A 20,957-nucleotide genomic window follows, 5' to 3' on the forward strand; every position below is an offset into this window, starting at 1 on the left:
TGCTGAATTTTGAAAGCTCATGTCACAGATCTCAAACATGGCGATTGTCTAATAGCAGATACATTCAATAGTGTTGGCCTACACGTGCTTCCGAAGGGGACAGTGGTCTACGGAGAAGAAATCACCATCCTGATGAGGCATCAGATTGATTATGTCGATATTGAACCACGCATGATGGCGCTGGATAATGAAGAAATGAATGTGGCACAAGGGATAGATGGTAATTTTGATCAAGCCATCCAAAACTATGAATCTATATTTCTGGAAGCACTCAGCAAGGGTAGCTTTACGCAGTCGGATGTTGATAATACGCTGCAGCCATTGCTGGAGAAATTGGATGAACAAAAGGATGTCGTTTCTTTATTATTGCTGCTTGAACGTGATGATATCAGTACATACAATCATTCATTGCAGGTCGGACTGTTATCCTTTTACATAGCGACTTGGTTAGGTCATACAAAAGCCGAAAGATTTGAGATTAGTAGAGCCGGTTATTTGCACGATATCGGAAAAAGCCAGATTGCTCCACATATCTTAAATAAGACGGATAACTTAACTCCTGAAGAATCAGAAGAACTAAAACGTCATACTACGTATGGATACGACATTATCCTTAAATCGATGAATGACGAAAAGACCGCACTAGTGGCGCTTCAGCATCATGAATTCGAGGATGGTACAGGTTATCCTAACAATCTCCGTAAACAGGACTTGCACCCGTATACGCAGATTGTTGCTGTCGCAAATACTTATGTAGGCATGACCTTAGGAAGAGCGAATCAACCGAAACAAGGCCTGATTAACGTTCTTCGCAAGGTACATGAACTTGGATTTGGCAAGCTGAATGGAAATGCGGTACAAGCTCTGATCGGACATTTATTGCCGAATTTTGTGGGTAAGAGCGTTCAGCTTAGCAATGGTGAGCAAGGTACGATTATTATGAATAATCCGTTGGATATTTTCAAACCTCTGGTAAAAATAAATGAGACTACGTTCAGAGACTTATCTAAAGAGCGTAATTTGACTGTTGAAGAAGTATTTATTTAACGAATATTTTTGTGGCGAAAAATAGTAAGGCTATCTCCTTGATCCGTAAAATCAGGGGATAGCTTTTTTGTGTTATAATCGGAATTGGGTTAAAAACCCTTCAATATGGAATAGGAGAGTGCTTATCGTGATTATCAAATTCATTCGTTTACGTTAATTTGAGGTGCAATTTAATGATGACATCATCCATTTTTTTGAAAATGTATTGAGTCTTATTTAACTGTGCATTCATTGATAAAATTCGAATGAAATGAGGAATGAACAATGAGCGAAAAAATAGTAAAAGTAAACGGAATTGATATATGCTCGGAAAGTTTTGGAGATCCTAACAATCCTGCGATATTGCTGATTATGGGTGCCACATGTTCTATGGTTTATTGGGATGAAGAGTTCTGTCAGCGATTAGCAGATACCGGACGTTACGTTATTCGTTATGATAACCGGGATGTCGGACGTTCCGTTGTTTATGAGCCTGGGAGTTCCAATTATACCGTGATAGATATGGCTAATGATGCCGCTGGGTTACTAGACGCCTATAATATTGAACAGGCAAATATCGTTGGGATGTCCTTAGGCGGAATGATTGCACAAGTCCTTGCTACACGTCATCCGCAAAAAGTTCTAACCTTAACCTTGATCGCATCAAGTTTTTTCGAATCTGATGATAATGATCGGAACTTGCCTCCTATGGATGAGCGGATCCTCACATTCCATGCAGATGGAGCAACACTGGATTGGTCTAATGAGGAAGCGGTAGCCCATTATTTGGTTTCAGGTTCCGGCATACTCTGTGGTTCAAAACATAAATTCGATGAGAAAAGAGCGTATAAACAAGTAAGGATGGAAATAAAACGTGCCAACAACTTGCTTAGCATGTTTAATCATTCTCTCCTTACAGGGGATGACGACTACGAGGGCAAGGCAAAAAATATCATGGTTCCTACCTTGGTTATCCACGGCACAGAAGACACGGTGCTTCCTATAGAGCATGGCTTGGCACTTGCTGCGGAAATTCCTAATGCGTCGCTTCTACCCCTGGAAGGAACGGGCCACGAAGTCCACCCGGATGATTGGGAAACAATAATCAAAGCGATTTCGAATCATACATTAGGCGGTAAAGCTTAACAGGGCTTAAAGAGTAAATTAAAGAAGGGCTACAATTCGGTGTTGCCGATTGTAGTCCTATTTTTTTCAGGATTACTTTGTCCCTAGGAATTAAACCGCTTCACTAATTTGTCTTTATGTGCAGTAAAAGCCTCTTCTAAAGTGATGCCATATAAGTCGGCTAACAATGCGATATTTCCGAGAACATCCCCGATTTCCTCAATCAAGTCGTTTTTCAGTTGCTCTGGAGTGCGAGTCGATTCATCCGGTCGATCTCTGCCGATTTCATAGGAGCGTACAGCTCGTGCTACTTCACCTGTCTCTTCCATTAAGAATCCCACTCTTATAAAAGGACCATAAGTAGTCCAGCCTCGTTCTCCATAAAAATGATTAATCCATTTCTGCACATCATTAATTTCCATATTATGTAGCACTCCTTAATCTTTCACATGATTTATACTCCAACATATAGTATATTAGATAGCGGACATTATCAATATATAGTTTGGAGATGGGATTTTGAAATCAATATGTGTTTTCGCAGGATCGAATTTAGGGGGACATGAGGATTATAAAGCTAAAGCTGTTGAACTTGGTAACTACATGGCTATGAATAATTATCGTTTAATTTACGGTGGCTCAAAAATCGGATTAATGGGTGAAGTCGCTAATGCTGTTTTGAATGGTGGAGGCGAGGTAATCGGGGTAATGCCTAGAGGATTATTTAATGGGGAAATGGTACATAGAGAATTAACGGAGTTGATAGAAGTAGAAGATATGCATGGCCGTAAAGCAAAAATGGGAGAATTGGCAGATGGCTTCATTGCTTTACCTGGAGGGTTTGGAACGTATGAGGAGCTTTTTGAGGTTTTGTGCTGGTCACAAATTGGCATACACAAGAAGCCGGTAGGGGTTCTAAATATCAGGAATTATTTTGATCCTCTGCTGAATCTGATTCATAACAGTATCCAAGAAGGCTTCTCTAATTCTTCGCATCTCAGTCTGCTAAACGTATCCAACGAGCCGTTGGAACTCTTAACTCTATTGAAGGAGTATGTTCCGCAAACGCTAGAGCAAAAGTGGAAACAGCTCAACTAGAAAAAGGAGAACTTACATGAATTCAGAATTTGCATTTACTGATTTCCCTGTGTTACAAACTGAACGATGTACACTACGTAAAGCAACAGAAAATGATCGCTATGATATATTTGAACTTTATTCCCAAGAAGCCGTTGTGAAATATATGCCATTTACACCCTTCATTTCGGTCGAGGATGCGATAGATGAAATGAAATGGTATGACAAAATTTTTAAGGAACAATCCGGTTTACGGTGGATGATTGAAGATCGTGAGACTCAAAAAGTGATTGGAACCTGCGGATTTCTGAATTATGAGCAAGATCATCATCGTGTGGAAATTGGGTATGACTTAATGCCTGCTTTTTGGGGAAAGGGGATTATGACAGAGGTAGTGAACCGTGTTATGCAGTTTGGCTTTTTGAACATGAAACTAAATAAAATTGAAGCGAGAGTGGAACCGAAAAATGAGGCGTCACTTATATTGATGAATAAGCTCGGCTTCTACAAAGAAGGGGTCTTAAGGCAACATGAGTTCGAAAAAGGTCGGTATGTGGATCTTGCTGTCTTCTCTAAATTGAAAAGTGAATACCGCTGAATTTGAATTTCACTAGTGGATTGGCTATGATAAATATAGAGAAACGCTACAAGAGGAGAAATGAGATAATGACCCCCGAGAATCAAATTGAACAATTTAAGAAGCTTAAGCACGATATCACTCGTTTCATGTTGATTTATAAATTTGCATTGGATGAGATGGAAACAAAGATTGAGATCCTAAAACAGGAGTTTCAGTCTCTGCATGATTACAGCCCAATTGAACATACCAAATCGCGTATTAAGTCACCAGAGAGTATCATGAACAAAATGCTGCGCAAAAATGGTGAATTATCGCTGAATTCAGTGAAAAATTGTATTAAAGACATCGCTGGTCTGCGGATCACCTGTTCTTTTATCTCTGATATCTATCATGTTAGTGAGATGCTTCAGAAGCAGGATGATCTAACGGTTCTTGAGGTAAAGGATTATATTAAGAATCCTAAACCTAACGGATATCAGAGTCTTCATTTGCTGATTCAAGTCCCTGTTTTTATGTCCGATCGCCAGGAGCTTGTCTGTGTAGAAGTTCAAATTCGTACCATTGCTATGGATTTCTGGGCAAGCCTCGAACATAAAATCTTTTATAAATATAATAAATCAGTACCTGAGAGCATGACTCGTGAGCTGAAAAATGCGGCGGATGCCGCCCATGCTCTTGATCTGCAAATGGAGCGTCTGCACCGAGATATAAAAGAAATTAAAGACGATGATGAAGATGATCTTAGCTCTTTCGAGGAGGAGCTTCGCCGTATAGTGGTTCATAATAAGCAGTTCACACTTCCAGCTAACTTTATTAAACTGCTTGACGATAAATAAGCTGTTTTGTCCGCCTAGAGTTATCCGTTTCGTTTCGGGTGACTCTAGGTTTTTTCTTGTATACATCATTGCCATAGATAACTAGAATAGAGTATTCTCAACTAGAAGAGAAAGGTTACTTCAGCTTCATCATTTTTACATAAAAGGAGAATGAAGATGAGCGAGCGTACACTTCGCGCCATTACTGTGAATCAAATCGGATATCCGCTGGATGGAGAAAAAATCGCAGTATTTACAGGTGCTGAGCATGATTTTCAGGTAGTTGATGTTGATAGCGGGACTATTGTGTTCAAAGGTAGTTCAGATGCTGGAAGATTTGATAAAGCCAGTGGAGTAACTTTGCACACAGGTGATTTCTCGGAGGTCAAGGCTGAGGGAAGATATCGGATTGAGCAGGGCGAGGGTGTAGCTTCGGCATCCTTTACAATCTCAGATCAGCCTTATCATGAGCTTCAACAGGGCTTGCTGAAAGCTTTCTATTATTATCGCTGTGGCGTTGGATTGACTGAAGAATATGCTGGAGATTGGAAGCACAAGGCGTGTCATACCGCAAAAGGGATTGTATATGGGCAACCGGATCTTCAACTAGACTGTTCGGGTGGCTGGCATGATGCAGGTGATTATGGAAAATATAGCGGTCCCGGAGCGAAAGCTATCGCGGATATGCTGCTTGCATATGAATTATATCCCTCGGCTTTTGTAAGCGCTATCCCATTGCCTGAAAGTGATGGATCTACGCCAGATGTGCTGCTGGAATGCAAGGTGGAGCTCGATTGGTTGTTTAAAATGCAAGACTCCGCAACAGGTGGTGTATACCATAAACTGACTACGCTAAGCTTTCCTGGACTGGATGTTATGCCTGAGGACGATACAGCGGATCTGTACTTCTCACCAATATCTGCTACTGCTACTGGAGATTTTGCTGGGGTTATGGCTATGGCTGCAAGAGTGTACGAGTCTTTTGATGCTGCTTATGCGCGGAAATGTCTGGATGCTGCAGGGGCAGCATGGGAATGGCTTGTTCAGCATCCAGATGTACCCGGTTTTACGAATCCGCCTGAGATTAGCACTGGAGAATACGGGGATGGAGTCGATAAGGACGAGCGGTATTGGGCAGCGGCGGAGCTGTATCGTACGACAGGGAAAGAGGAGTATCATCAAGCTGTTCTCCAGCTAGTGCAGCTGGCTTTTCCAAAATACAGTTTAGGCTGGGGTGATATGGGGGGCTATGGCACTATTGCTTATCTGTTAAATGGTGAGGAGCAAGCAGAACGTGCTTTATATGTCTCGTTAAAAGAAGGGCTTGTTGCTGAGGCGCAACGATTAGTGGAACAGAGTCGTGAGGAGGGCTATAGGATCTCTTTAAAAGAGGAGGACTATATCTGGGGCAGCAATATGCTTGTAATGAACAATGCAATGCTGCTGCTGGTGGCTGAATATTTTAGTGGAGACTCCGGTTTTGCGGACTGTGCCATAGATCATCTACATTATCTGATGGGGCGTAACGTATTGGATATCAGCTATGTTACCGGATTTGGGGATCATGCCGTGATGAATCCGCATCATCGCCCTTCTGTAGGTGACCAAGTGGCTGATCCGGTGCCAGGATTGGTGTCAGGGGGGCCAGATCGTGGGCTGCATGATGAATATGTAGTTGAGCATTTACAGGGAAAACCAGCTGCGCAGTGCTTTGTCGATCATGAGCTTAGCTATTCTACGAATGAAGTGACGATCTATTGGAATTCACCTGCGGTGTTTGTTGTGGCCCGGTTTAATCAATAAAAAGCAATAGTTCGAATAGGGAAAGGCGTCCTGGATCTGGATGTCTTTCTCTTTTTTATAGTTGAAATGCTATAATACTAGACGGTATGCTATTTTAGCGGATGGTATTAGGAGGTAGGGGATTGAGTAGTATTTTTGAGATTCAGAGACTTGCAAAACTTAACTGGAAAAGTAACGACCAAACTTCAAAATATCTTTTCTCGGAGATCTCCGCAGACATAGCTGAATCGGACCGCATCGCATTGATTGGTGCCTCTGGCCAAGGGAAAAGTACACTCCTTAGAATCCTGGCTCTCTTGGATGCTCCGGATGAGGGAGATATGTTGGTAAAGGGGACTTCATATAAAATTATGAATGCGAGATTATGGAGGATGAAAATAGGATTTGTAGCACAACAAGCGGTCATGCTGTCTGGCAGTGTGGAGGATAATCTAAGAACTGTCAGCAGACTGCATGACAAACCTTATGATCTTAAACTAGTGCAGCGACTAATTGGGCAATTGGGGCTGGAGCATTTGGATTTAAGCAAAAAAGCGGCAGATTGTTCGGGTGGTGAAAAGCAGCGGATTTCTTTAATTCGATCCTTGCTGCTCCGACCTACGGTATTATTGCTCGATGAAATCACCGCTTCGCTCGATGTCAACAGCACTCAAATGGTTGAGAAGCTACTAGAGGATTGGCATAAGGAAGAAGGCACTTCGATGATTTGGGTCACTCATGATCTTAAGCAGGCGAGCAGAATAAGCACAACTACATGGTTTATGGGAAAAGGCAGGTTGGAACAGCATGTGAGCGAGTCTTTTTTTGCTGAATCTGCGGAAGAATTGGCTAAAAGGTTCGTTCGGCCTTCGGAAGGAGCGTCGTTGTTATGAGTTATACAGCACTAAGTTTCACGCTTCTGTTTGTATTAGGGACAATGTTGGTCTCCGTGTGGCAAAAGCTCGGACTGGAAAAAGATATCATTGTAGGCACAGTGCGGTCGGCCATTCAATTGCTTGCGGTGGGGTATGTGCTGCAATTTATTTTTAAATCGGAGCAGGTCATTTATGTAATTGTGATAATACTCTTTATGATCAGTGTAGCCGCATGGAATGCAGCCAAAAGAGGCAAAGGCTTGCGCGGATTAGTCTGGAGAATTGGACTGGCGATTGCTACTATGGAACTGCTCATGATGGGCATTCTGCTCAGCTTACATATCATTGAGGCTACGCCACAATATATCATTCCGATTAGCGGCATGACCATTGGCAGTGCTATGGTGGTTTCAGGGTTGTTCATTAACCATATCAAGCATGAAATTCAGCAGAGCAAAGGGGAGATTGAAACGTTGTTGTCTCTTGGCGCAACGGTCCCACAGGCGATCCAGGAAGTTAGAAAAAGATCTGTAAAATTCAGCATGATTCCTACCATCGACGGTATGAAGACGGTTGGGCTTGTTCAACTCCCTGGAATGATGACCGGAATGATCATCGCGGGTGCTGATCCTGTAGTAGCTGTTCGTTATCAGATATTAATTGTGTTCTCGTTCACTGCCTCTGCTGCCGTAACGAGTATGCTGCTCAGTGTACTGAGCTACAGACTCTTTTTCACGCCGGATCTAAGGCTCAAGCAAATAGTGGAGCAAGGCTAAGCCTATTTCTCACAAGCAATTCCGTCTTTGTCACGGTCGCTTTTTTTATTGGCAGTATAGAGTTCTTTCGATACGTAGGGTTTGTATTTCGTTTTGCCGCCTTTGTTCTTGGTTGAGCTGGAAATGGCTACTCCACCTTTGTAATCTTTGTTTAGCTCCGTGCAGTTTTTGTAGGTTTTGGCCTTGGATTCTGCGCTAGCTGTATTCAAGGTAGCGACGGATAGAGTGAGTAGCAGGCCTGCTACTAGACAGATGTTTAAGATTTTTTTCATGGGAACACTCCTATAAAAATCTAATGGAATTAATGATTGTGTAGTATCGTTGTATTTTATATTACCAGTTTAATTCATTGAGGTATACATTATTGGTGGATTTGGAAACCGTGTACATATTTATAAGTGAAGTGGGGGAATAATTAGATTCAATTCACATGTAGTGAACAGGCTACGAATGAGGTGATTCTAATTAGCAAAATGAAAATGGCGACTGCCTTAATTGCGGGATTGTTGCTTCTGCCGGGAATGGCTATGGGTGCATCAGCCCCCGTTACTATGACTCACGTTAATGGAGAACTGCTATCGGCTATGCCCAAGCCAGCTCCGGAGTCTAGGCGCATTATATTACCTTCTGCAATTCAAGCATCAGAGCTATACGGGTTCGGATTACAACATCGGAATGCCTCGATTCAATATTCGATCTTCTCCAAAGATTTCAAAAAGATTATGTATCCGCGGTTTGTTGAACTAAACTGGGTGACGGGTGTCTCCAGCCCTTGGATCACGAACTACGAGGTCACTAAAGAAACGATAATTAACAAGAATTCAGAGGTCATTGAAATGCGTCTGGATACTGCGACTTCAAGTGGACCAGCACCTTCTATACTTTTGACAATCTCACTTGTGCAAGAGAAGAATAGCTGGGTGATTACCGGAGTGACATCGGACCCCGAGCTGCCGCGTGGCGGATTGCCTAGGAAGTAGGTTGGTTATGGATAGGAAAAAGAGCAAGCGTAGTAGGGGGTTCCCATACGCTTGCTCTTTTTTTGATTCGAAAGCACATCGATCAGTCCACGTGGTCTGTTTCTCCACAAATCATCAGCCTACGTTGGTGATTAATTAAGAGACCTCGCGTCAGACATCGTTACGGACCGTATTGCAGCTATTTTGGCATTATGATCGTTCTGGCGAGAGTTTCGGACTGTATGGCTCTTATTCCCCTGAAATCACGCATTATAGGAGTACTTTTGGGTGAATAGCTGCATCTGAGTCCGATAGCATGGCTAAATCGCCGAAATTATGAAAATAAGGGCTCCCCGGTCCGATCCCCGCCAAGCTCTAGTGGATTTGGAGTCGCAATGTTCAGCTCAGAGTGGAAGGCCAACTCAGCATCACAAAGCCCAGCTTGCATTATAGAGTATAGCATACGTCACCAGCCCAGCTCATATCATACAGCGCAACTGACGTCGCATAGCCCAGCTCGCATTACACAGCGCAACTCACATCGCATAGCTCAGCTCACATCACAAAGCGCAGCTCGAGCCACCAGCCCAGCTCACGTCACCAGCCCAGCTCGCGAACCCCAGCTCAAGCCACAACAGCTACTAGACTATCCAGCTGTTAGGCGACTAATCTCTTCCCGCCTTCACCATCAATTCCGCCAGCATTTTGGGTTCGGTTCGAACGGTGGTCATGTGATCTCCTTTGCCCTCGATGAAGCGGAAGACGCCTAAATGACTGGATTGTGTAGGATGGAATCCGTATGGACCTTGCGGTATCGCGGTGTCCTCCGTTAGATAAAGATAACTTTTGGGGATCTGGAGACTGTAAAATTTCTTGAGATCAAGCTTTTCGAAAAGTGGACTTGCTGGCTCAGGAGGAGCTTGTTTATAAAAAGCTTGCGCTTCCGCAAGACTGGCGGTGTTGACGAATGTATCCCGGAAAAGAGGGAAAGGGAGCGTTATGGTATTATTGCCGGAATTATCTCTCAGCTGTTCAAAGTACTTCAGCGAATCAGCTGGAAATTGGTCCGCCACACTTTGCCCATCCAGCGGTACGAAGGCATCGAAGAATACCAGACGTTTGATCCGATCCGGTACTTGCTGAGAGACGGTTTGGATCACCGATCCACCAAAGCTATGTCCGAGCAGAATGATATCCTTTAAGTCTTTTTGCTTGATAAAGTCGACAACAGACTGTGTAATTTGCGCATGCGTTACATTATTGTTTTTGTCCCCGCCATGACCGGCATATTCCGGAGTATAGACGGTGTGTCCTAAGCTGCGAAGTGCGGCGGCCGTTTGATCCCAAAAACCAGCAGTAGCCCAAGACCCATGAACTAGAACAAATGTAAGAGGCGCCTGTTTCGATGATGTTTTGTTATTGGCGGCCTCAACCGTGGAGCTGAGATTCATAGGCTGGAAACCCATAATTGTAAAGAGAGTGATACATAACGCTAACAATATTTTTGTGTGAATGGATTTCATACTATGCCTCCTATGTGGGGTGAGAGTGTAATACTTAGAGGATGCCCCGTTTAGAAAAGAAAGATGAATTTTTATCAGGAGTAGTGAATCTCCGCACCTAGGCATAGGCAAACGCATATCTTGTGTTTAGGGAAAGCAAAAATTTATAGCAACAGAAAGGCAGGAAAAAAAGTGACTTCATACATGGACTATACGTCCCCCAATACAGAGTTTACTTTTGATGTGAACACCAATACACTTTTTAAAAAAGATGCCAACAACTTCATTAACTTGCTGTCGATTAAACAATTGAACACGCTTGAGAACATATCGCTGCTGGATATTTTTCTTAGCAAATCAAATGTTGTGGAACCTCATTATCATCAAAATGCTGCAGAGCTTGTGTATTGTATCTGCGGTTCAGCGGTAGTGTCTTTAATCAATCCGTTCACAAATGAACTTCTGCATTTTCCGATTTGTCCGGGTCAAGTGGCAAACGTGCCGCAAGGCTGGTGGCATTATGAGGTAGCTACTGTGGATAATACACATCTGCTCGCGATTTTTGACGCACCTATTCCTGAGGTCATTTTAGGTTCGGATATTCTTAGCAAAACCCCAGCAAATGTATTAGCCCATACTTACTGCTTAAATGAAGCTAAGGTAAAAGAAGCTCTTGCTCCAATCAAGCTGGGAACCTTCATCGGCCCTCCTGCTGACTGCTGCGAAGAAGATAAAGTAATGGGCAGCAGCAATATGGCTCCTAATATGGCCCCTAACATGGCCCCAAATATGCAAGCCAATGTTAAACCAAATATGCATCCTAATATGCAGCCAAATATGAATCCATACGCTCATATGCAGGCACAACCCATCCCGATATCTTCACAAATGCCTCCAGCTACACAAGCCTTTAATTATCAGCCATACCCGATGCAAGGGTACTATACGCAGGGTTATGATCAGCATTATCGCCAACAACCCTATGTACAGCAGCAGCCGCATTACCAGTATCCAAATAACCAAGAGTAAACTAAAAAAACCTCCCGGAACTCTAGATTCCGGGAGGTTTCGTTGTTAAACCTAGGATAAACGGACAAGTACTCTTCCTCTAAGGTTTCCTTGTAGAATATCTTCCAATGCTTGCGGTAGCTCGTTTAACGTGACTTCACGATCCACGAGGTTCTCCAGCTGACTTGGCTTCAGATCGCTCGCCATCCGTTTCCAAGCCTTCTGGCGAAGGTCTGCAGGACATTCAACGGAATCTATGCCGAGAAGGTTAACACCCCGAAGAATAAACGGAAGTACTGTAGTTGGAACTGAAGTGCCTCCGGTTAAGCCACTTGCAGCTACAGAACCTCTGTAGGTGATTTTACTCAAAACTGCGGCAAGGGTGTCACCACCCACCGAATCTACTGCGCCTTGCCATAATTGTTTGTCCAAGGGTTTGCTGGCGCCGCCAATGACCTCTTCACGTGAGATCACGTCTTCGGCTCCTATACCTCTAAGGTAATCGGTAGCTTTGGCGTTACCTGTGCTTGCCACTACGCTATACCCTTTTGCGCCAAGCATGGCAATAGCAGATCCACCTACACCGCCGGTAGCGCCTGTTACAAGTACTTTGCCTTTGTCCGGGGAAACGTCATGATCTTCCAGGGCTAGTATGGACAAGGCAGCTGTCAGTCCTGCAGTACCGTAGATCATAGCTTCTTTAAGCGTCAGGCCTTCGGGAAGGGGAGTGATCCAACCTGCTGGAATCCGAGCGTATTTGCTAAAGCCGCCAAAGTGTGATACGCCAACACCATATCCTGTCGCAATGACTTGCTGCCCTTTATGAAACCGCTCATCTGTGGAAGATACCACAACACCGGATAAATCTATCCCTGGAATAAAGGGATATGTTCTTAGAATTTTACCGTTTGGAATACTGGCTAAACCGTCTTTATAGTTTACACTGGAGTAAGCAACCTTAATTACAACCTCTCCAGCTGGCAGATCCTCTAGGGTAACCGGTTTAACAGCTACGGAGAAGGAAGATTCTGTTTTGTCGACAACTAACGCTTGAAATGATTCTGTCATAAGTGTGAGCTCCTTCAACTACGTTATAGGTAAGACATGTATATAATATTTATTCTGCCCGGTCAACTTGTGATTGTCTATGATATAGCGCAATTGTTTATTAAGGTTCCGTTAAATCTTGTGATAGAGGGTGAAGCTTATGAAATGGAAAAATTTAATGGGTACAGTCTTAGCGGGTATCACATTAGTCTCACTTGGCTTTAATGGATATTCTTTTTATAACAAGCCACCAAAAGAGACTAACCAAACTACCAAGGAGCTTGTTCAAACTATAGGCGAGATTTCAATCCAATCTAACTCTGAGAGTGGAGTGCAGGGTGAAAGCGTGGAGGAACTGAAAAAAATTATTTATAACTTACCTCAAGTGGAGAAAAAATTAGCTTTTATAAAGGGAGTAATCACAGAAGGGAACTCGGTTTATCTGGATCTGGATGAGGTGGAATGGTTCGGTGGAGAGGCGGCAGAAATTGCGGCTAAAGAAGATGGTATACAAGAACCCGAATCATTGCCTAATGGATTCTATATCCGAAATGCAAGCGATGAAATCGAACGACTTAAGCTTGAGACTGATGTAACTATAGCTGAACTAAATGGGGCGAGACCTCAGCAAGTTGACTATACGAATTTTATTAGCGAAGAGCTTGTGGACAGATTATTCCATCTGACATTTGTAGAAGGTAAGGCTGTTTTGCTAGAAGAGCAGTACAGACCTTAGTGAGGGAGAGCAACTGAAAGTGCCAGCGGAGAAAAGAATCGGCGGGATGCTCTACAGCATGCAGAGAAGGTAATGAAGAGTAGAAGAGCTTACTGTTTGTTTATGCTTACATACACTTAAGATTATGATGAAATTTATTTTCACGGGAAAAATGGCTCTGTGTCCGTAGCTGCCATACCTGATGTATTTGGACCGGGTGCGGATGGGAATACTGTATGAAGAAAAATTTTTCGTTGATCTAGTTAATAGGCGGAAGATATGTTTAAATGGGAAAGTATAGTATTTTTTAAATAATAGGATTGAAGAAAGAGAGGCTAATTCATGTCGATTGCGACTACAATGATTATCAGGCTCGAAATTCGGAAATCGGTTGCATCTTTTGGCGATGTTGCTTCAGGAATTGCCGCAGCTGGCGGAGATATTGTTGCTATTGACGTGATACGTGCAGGGAAGGATGTCACTACCCGAGATATAACAGTGAATGTGCAAGACGCAGCTAATGGAGAAATTATCTCAATATTATCGAAGATGCCGGGAATTAAAATAATCAACGTGTCGGATCGGACGTTTCTGGCTCATCTTGGCGGAAAAATCGAAATCACACCTAAAATGCCGATTAAAAATCGGGAGGATTTATCCTTAGTGTATACGCCGGGGGTAGCCCGAGTGTGTACGGCGATTGCCGAAGATCCCAGAAAAGCTTATTCTCTGACGATGAAAAGAAATACAGTTGCAGTCGTTTCGGACGGCACTGCTGTACTTGGACTAGGGGATATCGGTCCGGAAGCAGCGATGCCTGTCATGGAAGGTAAGGCGATGCTGTTTAAGCAATTGGCGAACATTGATGCTTTTCCGCTGTGCTTAAATACCAAAGATCCGGATGAAATTATCAATATCGTAAAAGCAGTTTCTCCTGGCTTTGGAGGGATAAACTTAGAGGATATAAGTTCACCACGCTGCTTTGAAATCGAACGCCGGCTTGCGGAAGAGCTGGACATTCCGGTATTTCATGATGATCAGCATGGAACATCCGTGGTGGCTTTTGCAGGACTTTTGAATGCGCTTAAAGTTGTTAATAAATCTATTGAAAATGCGCGGATTGTTGTTGTGGGTATAGGGGCGGCTGGGGTGTCCATATGTAATCTGCTGCTGGCAGCGGGCGCGCGTTATATTTATGCGGTTGATCGTGAAGGCGTTCTCAGAAAAGATCTCCAGTATGATAATCCGGAATGGCAGAAGCTTGCTGCCGCAACCAATCCTGAGGGAATTGAGGGTGGAATAACGGAGGTTATACAAGGGGCAGATGTCTTTATTGGGGTGTCCCGTGGGGGGATTCTGACCGTGGAGCATCTTAAAAGCATGGCCAGTGATAACATCGTTTTTGCGATGGCTAATCCTACACCGGAGATTGAACCGGATTTGGCAGAACCTTTTGTTCGCGTTCTAGCGACAGGCAGAAGTGATTATCCGAACCAGATCAACAATGTGTTATGTTTTCCGGGTATTTTCCGTGGCGCACTTGATTGCCGGGCTAGAACTGTGAATCTGGAAATGAAGCTGGCTGCGGCAAAAGCCATTGCATCGGTCGTTCATCCGGATGAACTCAATGAGCAATATATCATCCCAAGTATTTTTAACGAAAAAGTAGTTGAACAGGTGCGCCTGGCAGTAATCCAAGCGGCTATATCCACGGATGCAGCACGCCGGATTCCTAAAGACGTAGCAGCTATAACTGAATAAGAGCTATATGATAAATGGACTGCTTTGCTTCATTAGAGAGCAGTCTATTTGTTTTTATATTTGGAGGGAAATTGCCTTAATTGCAACTTTAAATCCACTTAAAGGTGAGGGAATGTATGAGAAGAATTCATATTATGGGAGCCTCAGGCGTAGGAACGAGTACATTAGGTTACGAATTAGCTAAAGTGTTGCCACATGTCCAGTTGGACAGTGACGACTATTTTTGGGAGCATAAATTCACTAAGCAACGTGAGGTCAATGCGCGATTAGCGAAACTTACAAACGATTTGACCCATATGGAGCCTTGGATTCTAAGTGGTGCGGTATGTGGCTGGGGAGATGGCCTTCGACCATTATTCGATTTGGTTATTTTTCTAGGACTTCCACCGGAAATTCGTTTAGATAGATTAAGAGCCAGAGAGTACGAGAGATATGGTGATCATATTTTGCCTGGAGGAAGTAAATACGAAGCGTATCAGACCTTTATGGAGTGGGCGGCATTATATGATGTTGCTGGAGTTGAAGTCAGGAGCAAAGTGCTGCATGAGGAATGGATGTCCGCACTGGAATGTCCTATTTTACGAATAGAGGAAGATTTATCGGTTGGAGAGCGTGTTGAGATCGTGCTCAGATATTTACAAATGGCATAGGAGGAACTTTTGGTCGGCGGAATATATTCAACAGGCTACAGAAGAATTCAGCAATAATGTTGAGGGAGTCAAAGGTGAGTTAAAGTCCGTACATTCTGGGATTGGTGCGTAGAGTGGGATGGACAGATGGATGAATTCGAGTTGATAGTTCGTAAATAATGGGGCTATGAAGAAGATTAAGCTGCATCCATTTTATGTGGCTAGTGCTGGGGCGGATGGCTTGGTATTATGGGCATTCTTCTTTTATGAAGATGTTGGCACAGCAGTTGGTCCAAAGAGGTTATAATTGAAAGCGTATATCTCATCCACGGAATGGTGGACTGTATGTGTATGAGCAGGGCTGTTAATTTAAAAGAAAGCAGGATGAACAATCATGGTTGATATTAAAGAAATAGAAATGGAATCTCTTCCTGAACTGGGGAATTTATATCAAGAGCTGATGAATAAACCGTCTGACTTTAATAAGCTTGAAGAAGTGTTTAAAGTGGTTAAGGCGGATAACCGGTACATTCTATTGGGTGCTTTTGTAGAGGGGGAGTTACTAGGGTCTTTGATGGGCATCGTGTGTCAGGACTTAGTGGGGGACTGCAAACCGTTTATGGTGATTGAGAATGTGGTCGTTTCAGCGCGGGCACGTCGTCAAGGCGTCGGCAAAAAACTTATGAACGCCATTGAACAAGCGGCCCGGGAAAGAGACTGCTATTATATTATTTTAGTCTCCGGTGAGCAGCGGAAGGAAGCGCATGTGTTCTATGAATCGTTAGGTTATAGAGATGAAAAGGTAGAAGGATACCGAAAACATTTAAGTTCCCATTAAAAAGTACAACAACTTTCTAGGAGGTTTTTATTTGCAGACATTTTTTCAATATAACTGGATGGTCCGCGAACAATGGTATGAGTGGTGTGCAAATATTTCTGAGGAGGAGCTGCTTGCAATACGTATAGGTGGTGTAGGCAGTATACTCAAGACGCTTTTTCACATTGTGGATGTGGAGTGGAGCTGGATTCAAGTATTGCAAGGAAAACCGGATTTCCAAGAGGATTTTGAGCAGTACAAGACTTTGCAGCAAGTACGAGAATTGGATGCAAAATTCCACACAGAGGTGGAACCCTTTGTAACGGCTTGGCATGAGGGGCTGGAGCAGAGGATTTTTGAGGATCACCTTCCGGATGGCAGGATCGTGACCGATGCCTGGGGTGAGGTAATGCGCCATGTGATTGCTCATGAGATTCATCATGTCGGGCAATTATCGGTCTGGGCCAGAGAGATCGGAAAACCGCCGGTTTCAGCTAATCTGATTGGCAAAGGGCTGATAAACAGCCTGCCTGGCAAAGCTTAGACAAGCTATTCAGCGTATATTCAGATTCATATTTTACAATCTCCTTGAACTGCGAAAACATAAATCTGTACTTCAAGGAGGATTACACATGGTGAAGAAGAAAAATTTGCTGAGAAAGTTCATGGCAGTTACACTAAGTCTTGCTATCGTCTCAACAGCGTTTGGAGTTGCTGGAAACACGCCCGTAGTTAGTGCGGCGGATGCAGGTGTAACGAAAGCGTATGAATCCCTGTTCGCGGGTGACAGAATCATTGATGTTAAAGTAACGATTGATGATGCGGATTGGAAAAGTATATTAGCAAGTCCCCTCGAAAAAGAATACAAAAAAGTTAAGGTTGAAGTTGACGGGAATGTTGTTGAAAATGTTGGATTTTCTACTAAAGGGAATCTGACGTTAAAATCGGTAGCCAGTATGACAGACTCGGACAGATACAGCTTCCGGCTGAAATTTGATAAATATGATAAGAAGCAAACGTTACTTGGTCTTGATAAAATGGTACTGAACAACAATTTTTCGGACCCTTCGTATATTCGTGAATATTTACATTACGAAGCGCTCCGTTCTGTTGGTGTGGATGCACCTTTGACTGTGTTCACCAACCTGTATATCAACGGAGAATTATATGGGTTTTATGTAGGTGTGGAAGCGATAGATGACAGCTATCTAGAACGTACCTATGGAGAAACTTATGACGAAGGTGTTCTGTATGATACAGAAGAAAAAAGTTATCTGCAGTACAAAGAAGACAGTGACTACGAAACGATAACTTATGATACAGGTAAAGAAGATGATAAAGCTTCGTTAAAGAACTTCATCAAGGTACTGAATGAGATGCCTGCCGGTGAGAAGGGTTCTATTGAAAGTGTGCTAGATGTGGATTCGGCCCTGAAGTATATCGCCGTTAATGCTGTATTGGGTAACTATGACAGCTATAACGGGGATAAAGGTCATAATTATATGTTGTACGGGGATGCATCCGGTAAATTTAGTGTACTTCCATGGGATATGAACATGTCCTTTAACGGGTATTCTGGTGGCGGAGGCGGCAGAGCAGGTACAACAGCTGCTGCGGGCACAACTTCTACATCGGCAACAACCATTGCAGCCAATAGCAACGCAGTAACTGCATCGATTGATAATCCTACACTTGGGATAAGTTTAGATCAGGTCCCAATGATTGCTAATCTGTTGGAAGTGCCTGAATATAAGACTAAATACCTGAAATATGTATCTGAGCTGGTTGATTATTTGGAAGGAATTCAGAGCAGAATTACTGAATTGGCTACCTTAATTAAACCTTACGTTCAAGCAGACCCAACCAAATTTTATACCATGGAACAATTTGAAAGTAATGTTACTTATTCAGCAACAGGTGAGATGGGTGGTAGTGGAGGAATGACTCCACCAGCTGGGATGGAAGGCATGACACCTCCTGAAGGGATGGAGGGCATGACACCTCCGGATGGAACGACACCGCCAGCACGTCCTGATAATACAGGGACTGCGACTGATGGTAATCCTACACCTCCAACAGGTAACGCTGGAGGCGGGGGACAAGGTATGGGCACAATGGCTGCAGGTTCGATTATGACCTTTGCGCTGAACAGACTTGCTAATCTGCAAGGCCAGCTAGGACTTAACGTCACACCTCTACCCTCTGTAACTACAACACCATCAACAACTAATCCGAACACGACGGGCACTAACGGAATATCCGTACTTTTAAACGGAACAGCGGTCAGCTTTGTAGATCAGCTTCCTGTGAATAAGGATGGCCGGGTGCTTGTGCCAGTGAATGCAATCTTTAATGCTCTGGGTGCTACAGTAACCATGGATCAAACGACTAAGAAAATCACTGCAGTAAAAGACAATACAACGATCGTAATGGCCATTGGCAGCAAGACTGCTTACATCAATGGAAAAGCGCTCACACTCGACGTTCCTCCGCAAATTATCGGAAATCGGACATTAGTTCCGGTTAGATTTATTTCCGAGGGATTGAATATGGATGTGAAGTGGGATGCGGGGACTTCTACAGTTACAGCTACGACTAAAACAGCAGCTTAATAATTAGCTTTATCGCGTATGCGGAAATCCGGGGCAAGCTCTGGATTTCCGCATTTTTTAATTCAAGCAGATCAACTCGTGCTGCTGCTAGAGAGCAGTGGCGGAAACCAGACATGACGAAGATCGACCCAACCCTGGCTATTGAAGCTAACCCCGCGGACAGAGGGGAGATAAGCTGTCTGAGTGGGCTTTTCATACAAAATATGTAGGTGGTGTTCTTTAATCAGACGGTTCTCGATGATACTGAAACTTTCCGCTCGGGCCACCGGATTAGGTTCGCGCGCGATGGTATACAGCCAGCCTTCTATATCCGCCCGGGTATACGGTTCAATATGCTGGGAGAGCGTAAGGTATAGATCAAATAAACGAAGTTGTTCATCCTCATCACGGAATAGTGAGAAAACAATCAGGTCAGATTCCAGCCGAATCGGACCTTTAAATTCCTCTGGAGACACGGAAATGACATTGCATTTATAACCTTGTTGCTCTAGTCTAGTGGCAATAAAATCAGCATCGCCAGCATATTGTGGAATCGTAGAGATTTGCAACGTGATTTCTTGATCTTTTATCGCTTCTTGCTCGATGGACGCTGAATCGTCTTTTAAACAGGAGACTATTTTTGCCCGAAGCAGGGGATCGCTTAGCGGTCCCTTTTTTTGCGTATTGCAGGTGACGAATTTCCGAATGGAAGACTCCGAATGAATTCGGCTCCAGGTCGAAGAACTGGCGGATGAGGGGTTTTGAATCACGTGAAAAGCAGAACCCGTATCAGAGGATGACGTTTCGGTATCCCACGGGACATAAAGGATTTCAACCCGATCTAAATGAGCCCGTCCTTGAAAATAATAAGGAAAAACCTCCAGCACACAAGTGTCCTCGGTCATGTCCACAACCTTAAAGGGGCCAGTCCCCACGGGTCTACGGCCAAAGCTCTGCTCATCTATTCCTTCTAAATCACGCGGTACAATTGCGGCTCTGCTCGTGCACAAAAATGGCAGAAATAGTTCATTAGGCTGCTTAAGCGTAATTTGAACGGTAGATGGATTTAATGCGGTGACCCGCTGGATTTCTTTGAAAATATAGCTATAGAGTGTCCGTTTAGAGGTTCGCATCAACCGTCCCAGGGAATAGACTACATCCTTGGCTGTAAGCACTTTTCCATGATGGAATAACACCTCTTTGCGCAGAAAAAAAGTCCAGAGCGTCCGGCTCTCATCGACTTCCCAGGCGTGAGCCAGACAGGGAACAATTTTGTCCCGTTCACCGCTTCTTTTCACTAACCCGTCGAAAACATGGCTGGAAACAAATGACTCTGCCAGCAAATTCATATATAACGGATCGAAGGTATGTAGCTGCTGGGTAATGGGCAGGCGGAGAGTATCAATTTGTTTGTCACTACGAATTTCAGAATGATGCCCAAAATAGGTCAGCAGCCAACCCTGTAGTGTATCCTGCAGTGAGGTGGAGCTGGCATGGGTTTTGATGCCTTCTATAGCGTGGTGGACATCTTTGCGGCTAATCGCCTGCATCATGGATTGAAGGGCAATTTCTTCGGAGGGAACAAGAAATTGCAGCAAAGAGCGGCTTCCTCGCCCACGCTTAGGCGTCCATTTGATCCATTCCTGCAACATCATTTTATTCACAATATGCATGGCATTGCGGTGTGTACAGCCGAAAATCAATGCCAACTCATCCATCGTCACTGAGATTTCTGTGGCTCCCCCAAAATGAGATTGCAGCTTTAAAAATTGGCTATGCAGCTTCATTGTTTTGGTTCCTTTCGGAAAATAGGAAATTATAAATAAATTCTTTCTCTTTTTTTTCTTATTTTATCACGTAAAATAAGGATGA

Annotated in this window: 21 protein-coding genes; 16 read left to right on the forward strand and 5 right to left on the reverse strand. The window is 43.6% G+C overall.

From position 1 onward, the window contains the following. The first annotated feature begins 9 nt into the window (after positions 1–9). Positions 10–1,047 (forward strand): HD domain-containing phosphohydrolase, encoded by a 1,038-nt coding sequence (locus MHH86_RS11680; protein WP_036689800.1) that lies wholly within the window; start codon positions 10–12, stop codon positions 1,045–1,047. 264 nt (positions 1,048–1,311) lie between these two features. After that, on the forward strand, positions 1,312–2,172 hold the full coding sequence (locus MHH86_RS11685) for an alpha/beta hydrolase (RefSeq protein WP_036689801.1): 861 nt from the start codon (positions 1,312–1,314) through the stop codon (positions 2,170–2,172). A gap of 83 nt (positions 2,173–2,255) precedes the next feature. Here the strand turns inward: MHH86_RS11685 and MHH86_RS11690 are convergent, their stop codons facing one another. Then, entirely contained in the window at positions 2,256–2,573 is a 318-nt protein-coding gene (locus MHH86_RS11690; protein WP_036689803.1) for a MazG-like family protein, read from the reverse strand. A gap of 97 nt (positions 2,574–2,670) precedes the next feature. On the opposite strand from MHH86_RS11690, the gene MHH86_RS11695 reads away from it, so the two are divergent. The 6 genes from MHH86_RS11695 (at position 2,671) to fetB (ending at position 8,056) form a co-directional block, all read left to right on the forward strand. Then, the gene (locus tag MHH86_RS11695) at positions 2,671–3,249 is read left to right on the forward strand and encodes a TIGR00730 family Rossman fold protein (protein WP_036689805.1); all 579 of its coding nucleotides are present in this window, start codon (positions 2,671–2,673) and stop codon (positions 3,247–3,249) included. Between the two features lie 16 nt (positions 3,250–3,265). After that, positions 3,266–3,826, forward strand: coding sequence for a GNAT family protein (locus MHH86_RS11700; protein WP_036689806.1), 561 nt, complete (start codon positions 3,266–3,268; stop codon positions 3,824–3,826). Positions 3,827–3,894: 68 nt separating this feature from the next. Next, positions 3,895–4,644, forward strand: a complete 750-nt coding sequence (locus MHH86_RS11705; protein WP_036689808.1) for a GTP pyrophosphokinase family protein — start codon at positions 3,895–3,897, stop codon at positions 4,642–4,644. A gap of 156 nt (positions 4,645–4,800) precedes the next feature. Further along, on the forward strand, positions 4,801–6,426 hold the full coding sequence (locus MHH86_RS11710; protein WP_076317004.1) for a glycoside hydrolase family 9 protein: 1,626 nt from the start codon (positions 4,801–4,803) through the stop codon (positions 6,424–6,426). A gap of 122 nt (positions 6,427–6,548) precedes the next feature. Then, positions 6,549–7,298 (forward strand): ATP-binding cassette domain-containing protein, encoded by a 750-nt coding sequence (locus MHH86_RS11715; protein WP_179087092.1) that lies wholly within the window; start codon positions 6,549–6,551, stop codon positions 7,296–7,298. Continuing rightward, positions 7,295–8,056, forward strand: coding sequence for an iron export ABC transporter permease subunit FetB (fetB, locus tag MHH86_RS11720; protein ID WP_036689811.1), 762 nt, complete (start codon positions 7,295–7,297; stop codon positions 8,054–8,056). Before MHH86_RS11715 ends, fetB begins: the two co-directional genes overlap by 4 nt. 2 nt (positions 8,057–8,058) lie before the next feature. On the opposite strand, the gene MHH86_RS11725 is transcribed toward fetB, so the two are convergent. Beyond that, positions 8,059–8,328: an excalibur calcium-binding domain-containing protein gene (locus MHH86_RS11725; protein WP_036689812.1), complete on the reverse strand. Its 270-nt coding sequence runs from the start codon at positions 8,326–8,328 to the stop codon at positions 8,059–8,061. A gap of 207 nt (positions 8,329–8,535) precedes the next feature. Between MHH86_RS11725 and MHH86_RS11730 the strand changes: the two genes are divergently transcribed. Beyond that, positions 8,536–9,036, forward strand: coding sequence for a hypothetical protein (locus MHH86_RS11730; protein ID WP_139331043.1), 501 nt, complete (start codon positions 8,536–8,538; stop codon positions 9,034–9,036). Positions 9,037–9,680: 644 nt separating this feature from the next. On the opposite strand, the gene MHH86_RS11735 is transcribed toward MHH86_RS11730, so the two are convergent. Beyond that, the gene (locus MHH86_RS11735) at positions 9,681–10,538 is read right to left on the reverse strand and encodes an alpha/beta hydrolase (RefSeq protein WP_036683444.1); all 858 of its coding nucleotides are present in this window, start codon (positions 10,536–10,538) and stop codon (positions 9,681–9,683) included. Between the two features lie 171 nt (positions 10,539–10,709). Between MHH86_RS11735 and MHH86_RS11740 the strand changes: the two genes are divergently transcribed. Further along, positions 10,710–11,546 (forward strand): cupin domain-containing protein, encoded by an 837-nt coding sequence (locus tag MHH86_RS11740; RefSeq protein WP_143766186.1) that lies wholly within the window; start codon positions 10,710–10,712, stop codon positions 11,544–11,546. A 51-nt stretch (positions 11,547–11,597) separates the two neighbouring features. Here the strand turns inward: MHH86_RS11740 and MHH86_RS11745 are convergent, their stop codons facing one another. After that, positions 11,598–12,593 (reverse strand): acryloyl-CoA reductase, encoded by a 996-nt coding sequence (locus MHH86_RS11745; protein WP_076142368.1) that lies wholly within the window; start codon positions 12,591–12,593, stop codon positions 11,598–11,600. Positions 12,594–12,732: 139 nt separating this feature from the next. Between MHH86_RS11745 and MHH86_RS11750 the strand changes: the two genes are divergently transcribed. From MHH86_RS11750 to MHH86_RS11775, 6 genes are all read left to right on the forward strand, one after another. Beyond that, a complete protein-coding gene (locus MHH86_RS11750) occupies positions 12,733–13,308 on the forward strand; it encodes a hypothetical protein (protein ID WP_036683450.1) in 576 nt (191 codons plus the stop codon). 321 nt (positions 13,309–13,629) lie between these two features. Next, entirely contained in the window at positions 13,630–15,048 is a 1,419-nt protein-coding gene (locus MHH86_RS11755; RefSeq protein ID WP_076317260.1) for an NAD-dependent malic enzyme, read from the forward strand. A 116-nt stretch (positions 15,049–15,164) separates the two neighbouring features. Continuing rightward, positions 15,165–15,698: an AAA family ATPase gene (locus MHH86_RS11760; protein ID WP_076142367.1), complete on the forward strand. Its 534-nt coding sequence runs from the start codon at positions 15,165–15,167 to the stop codon at positions 15,696–15,698. A gap of 373 nt (positions 15,699–16,071) precedes the next feature. After that, entirely contained in the window at positions 16,072–16,515 is a 444-nt protein-coding gene (locus MHH86_RS11765) for a GNAT family N-acetyltransferase (RefSeq protein WP_076142366.1), read from the forward strand. Positions 16,516–16,546: 31 nt separating this feature from the next. After that, entirely contained in the window at positions 16,547–17,038 is a 492-nt protein-coding gene (locus MHH86_RS11770; RefSeq protein WP_076317259.1) for a DinB family protein, read from the forward strand. 88 nt (positions 17,039–17,126) lie between these two features. Beyond that, complete coding sequence (locus MHH86_RS11775; protein WP_076317258.1) at positions 17,127–19,106, forward strand: CotH kinase family protein; 1,980 nt, start codon at positions 17,127–17,129, stop codon at positions 19,104–19,106. Between the two features lie 71 nt (positions 19,107–19,177). Here MHH86_RS11775 and MHH86_RS11780 read toward each other — a convergent pair whose 3' ends face one another. Then, positions 19,178–20,872 carry an ABC transporter substrate-binding protein gene (locus MHH86_RS11780; protein ID WP_036683466.1) on the reverse strand — a complete coding sequence of 565 codons (1,695 nt, stop codon included), beginning with the start codon at positions 20,870–20,872 and terminating at the stop codon, positions 19,178–19,180. Positions 20,873–20,957: the final 85 nt, after the last annotated feature.

This window comes from Paenibacillus sp. FSL F4-0097 (assembly GCF_038593125.1).
GTDB classification, from domain to species: Bacteria; Bacillota; Bacilli; order Paenibacillales; family Paenibacillaceae; genus Paenibacillus_AQ; species Paenibacillus_AQ odorifer.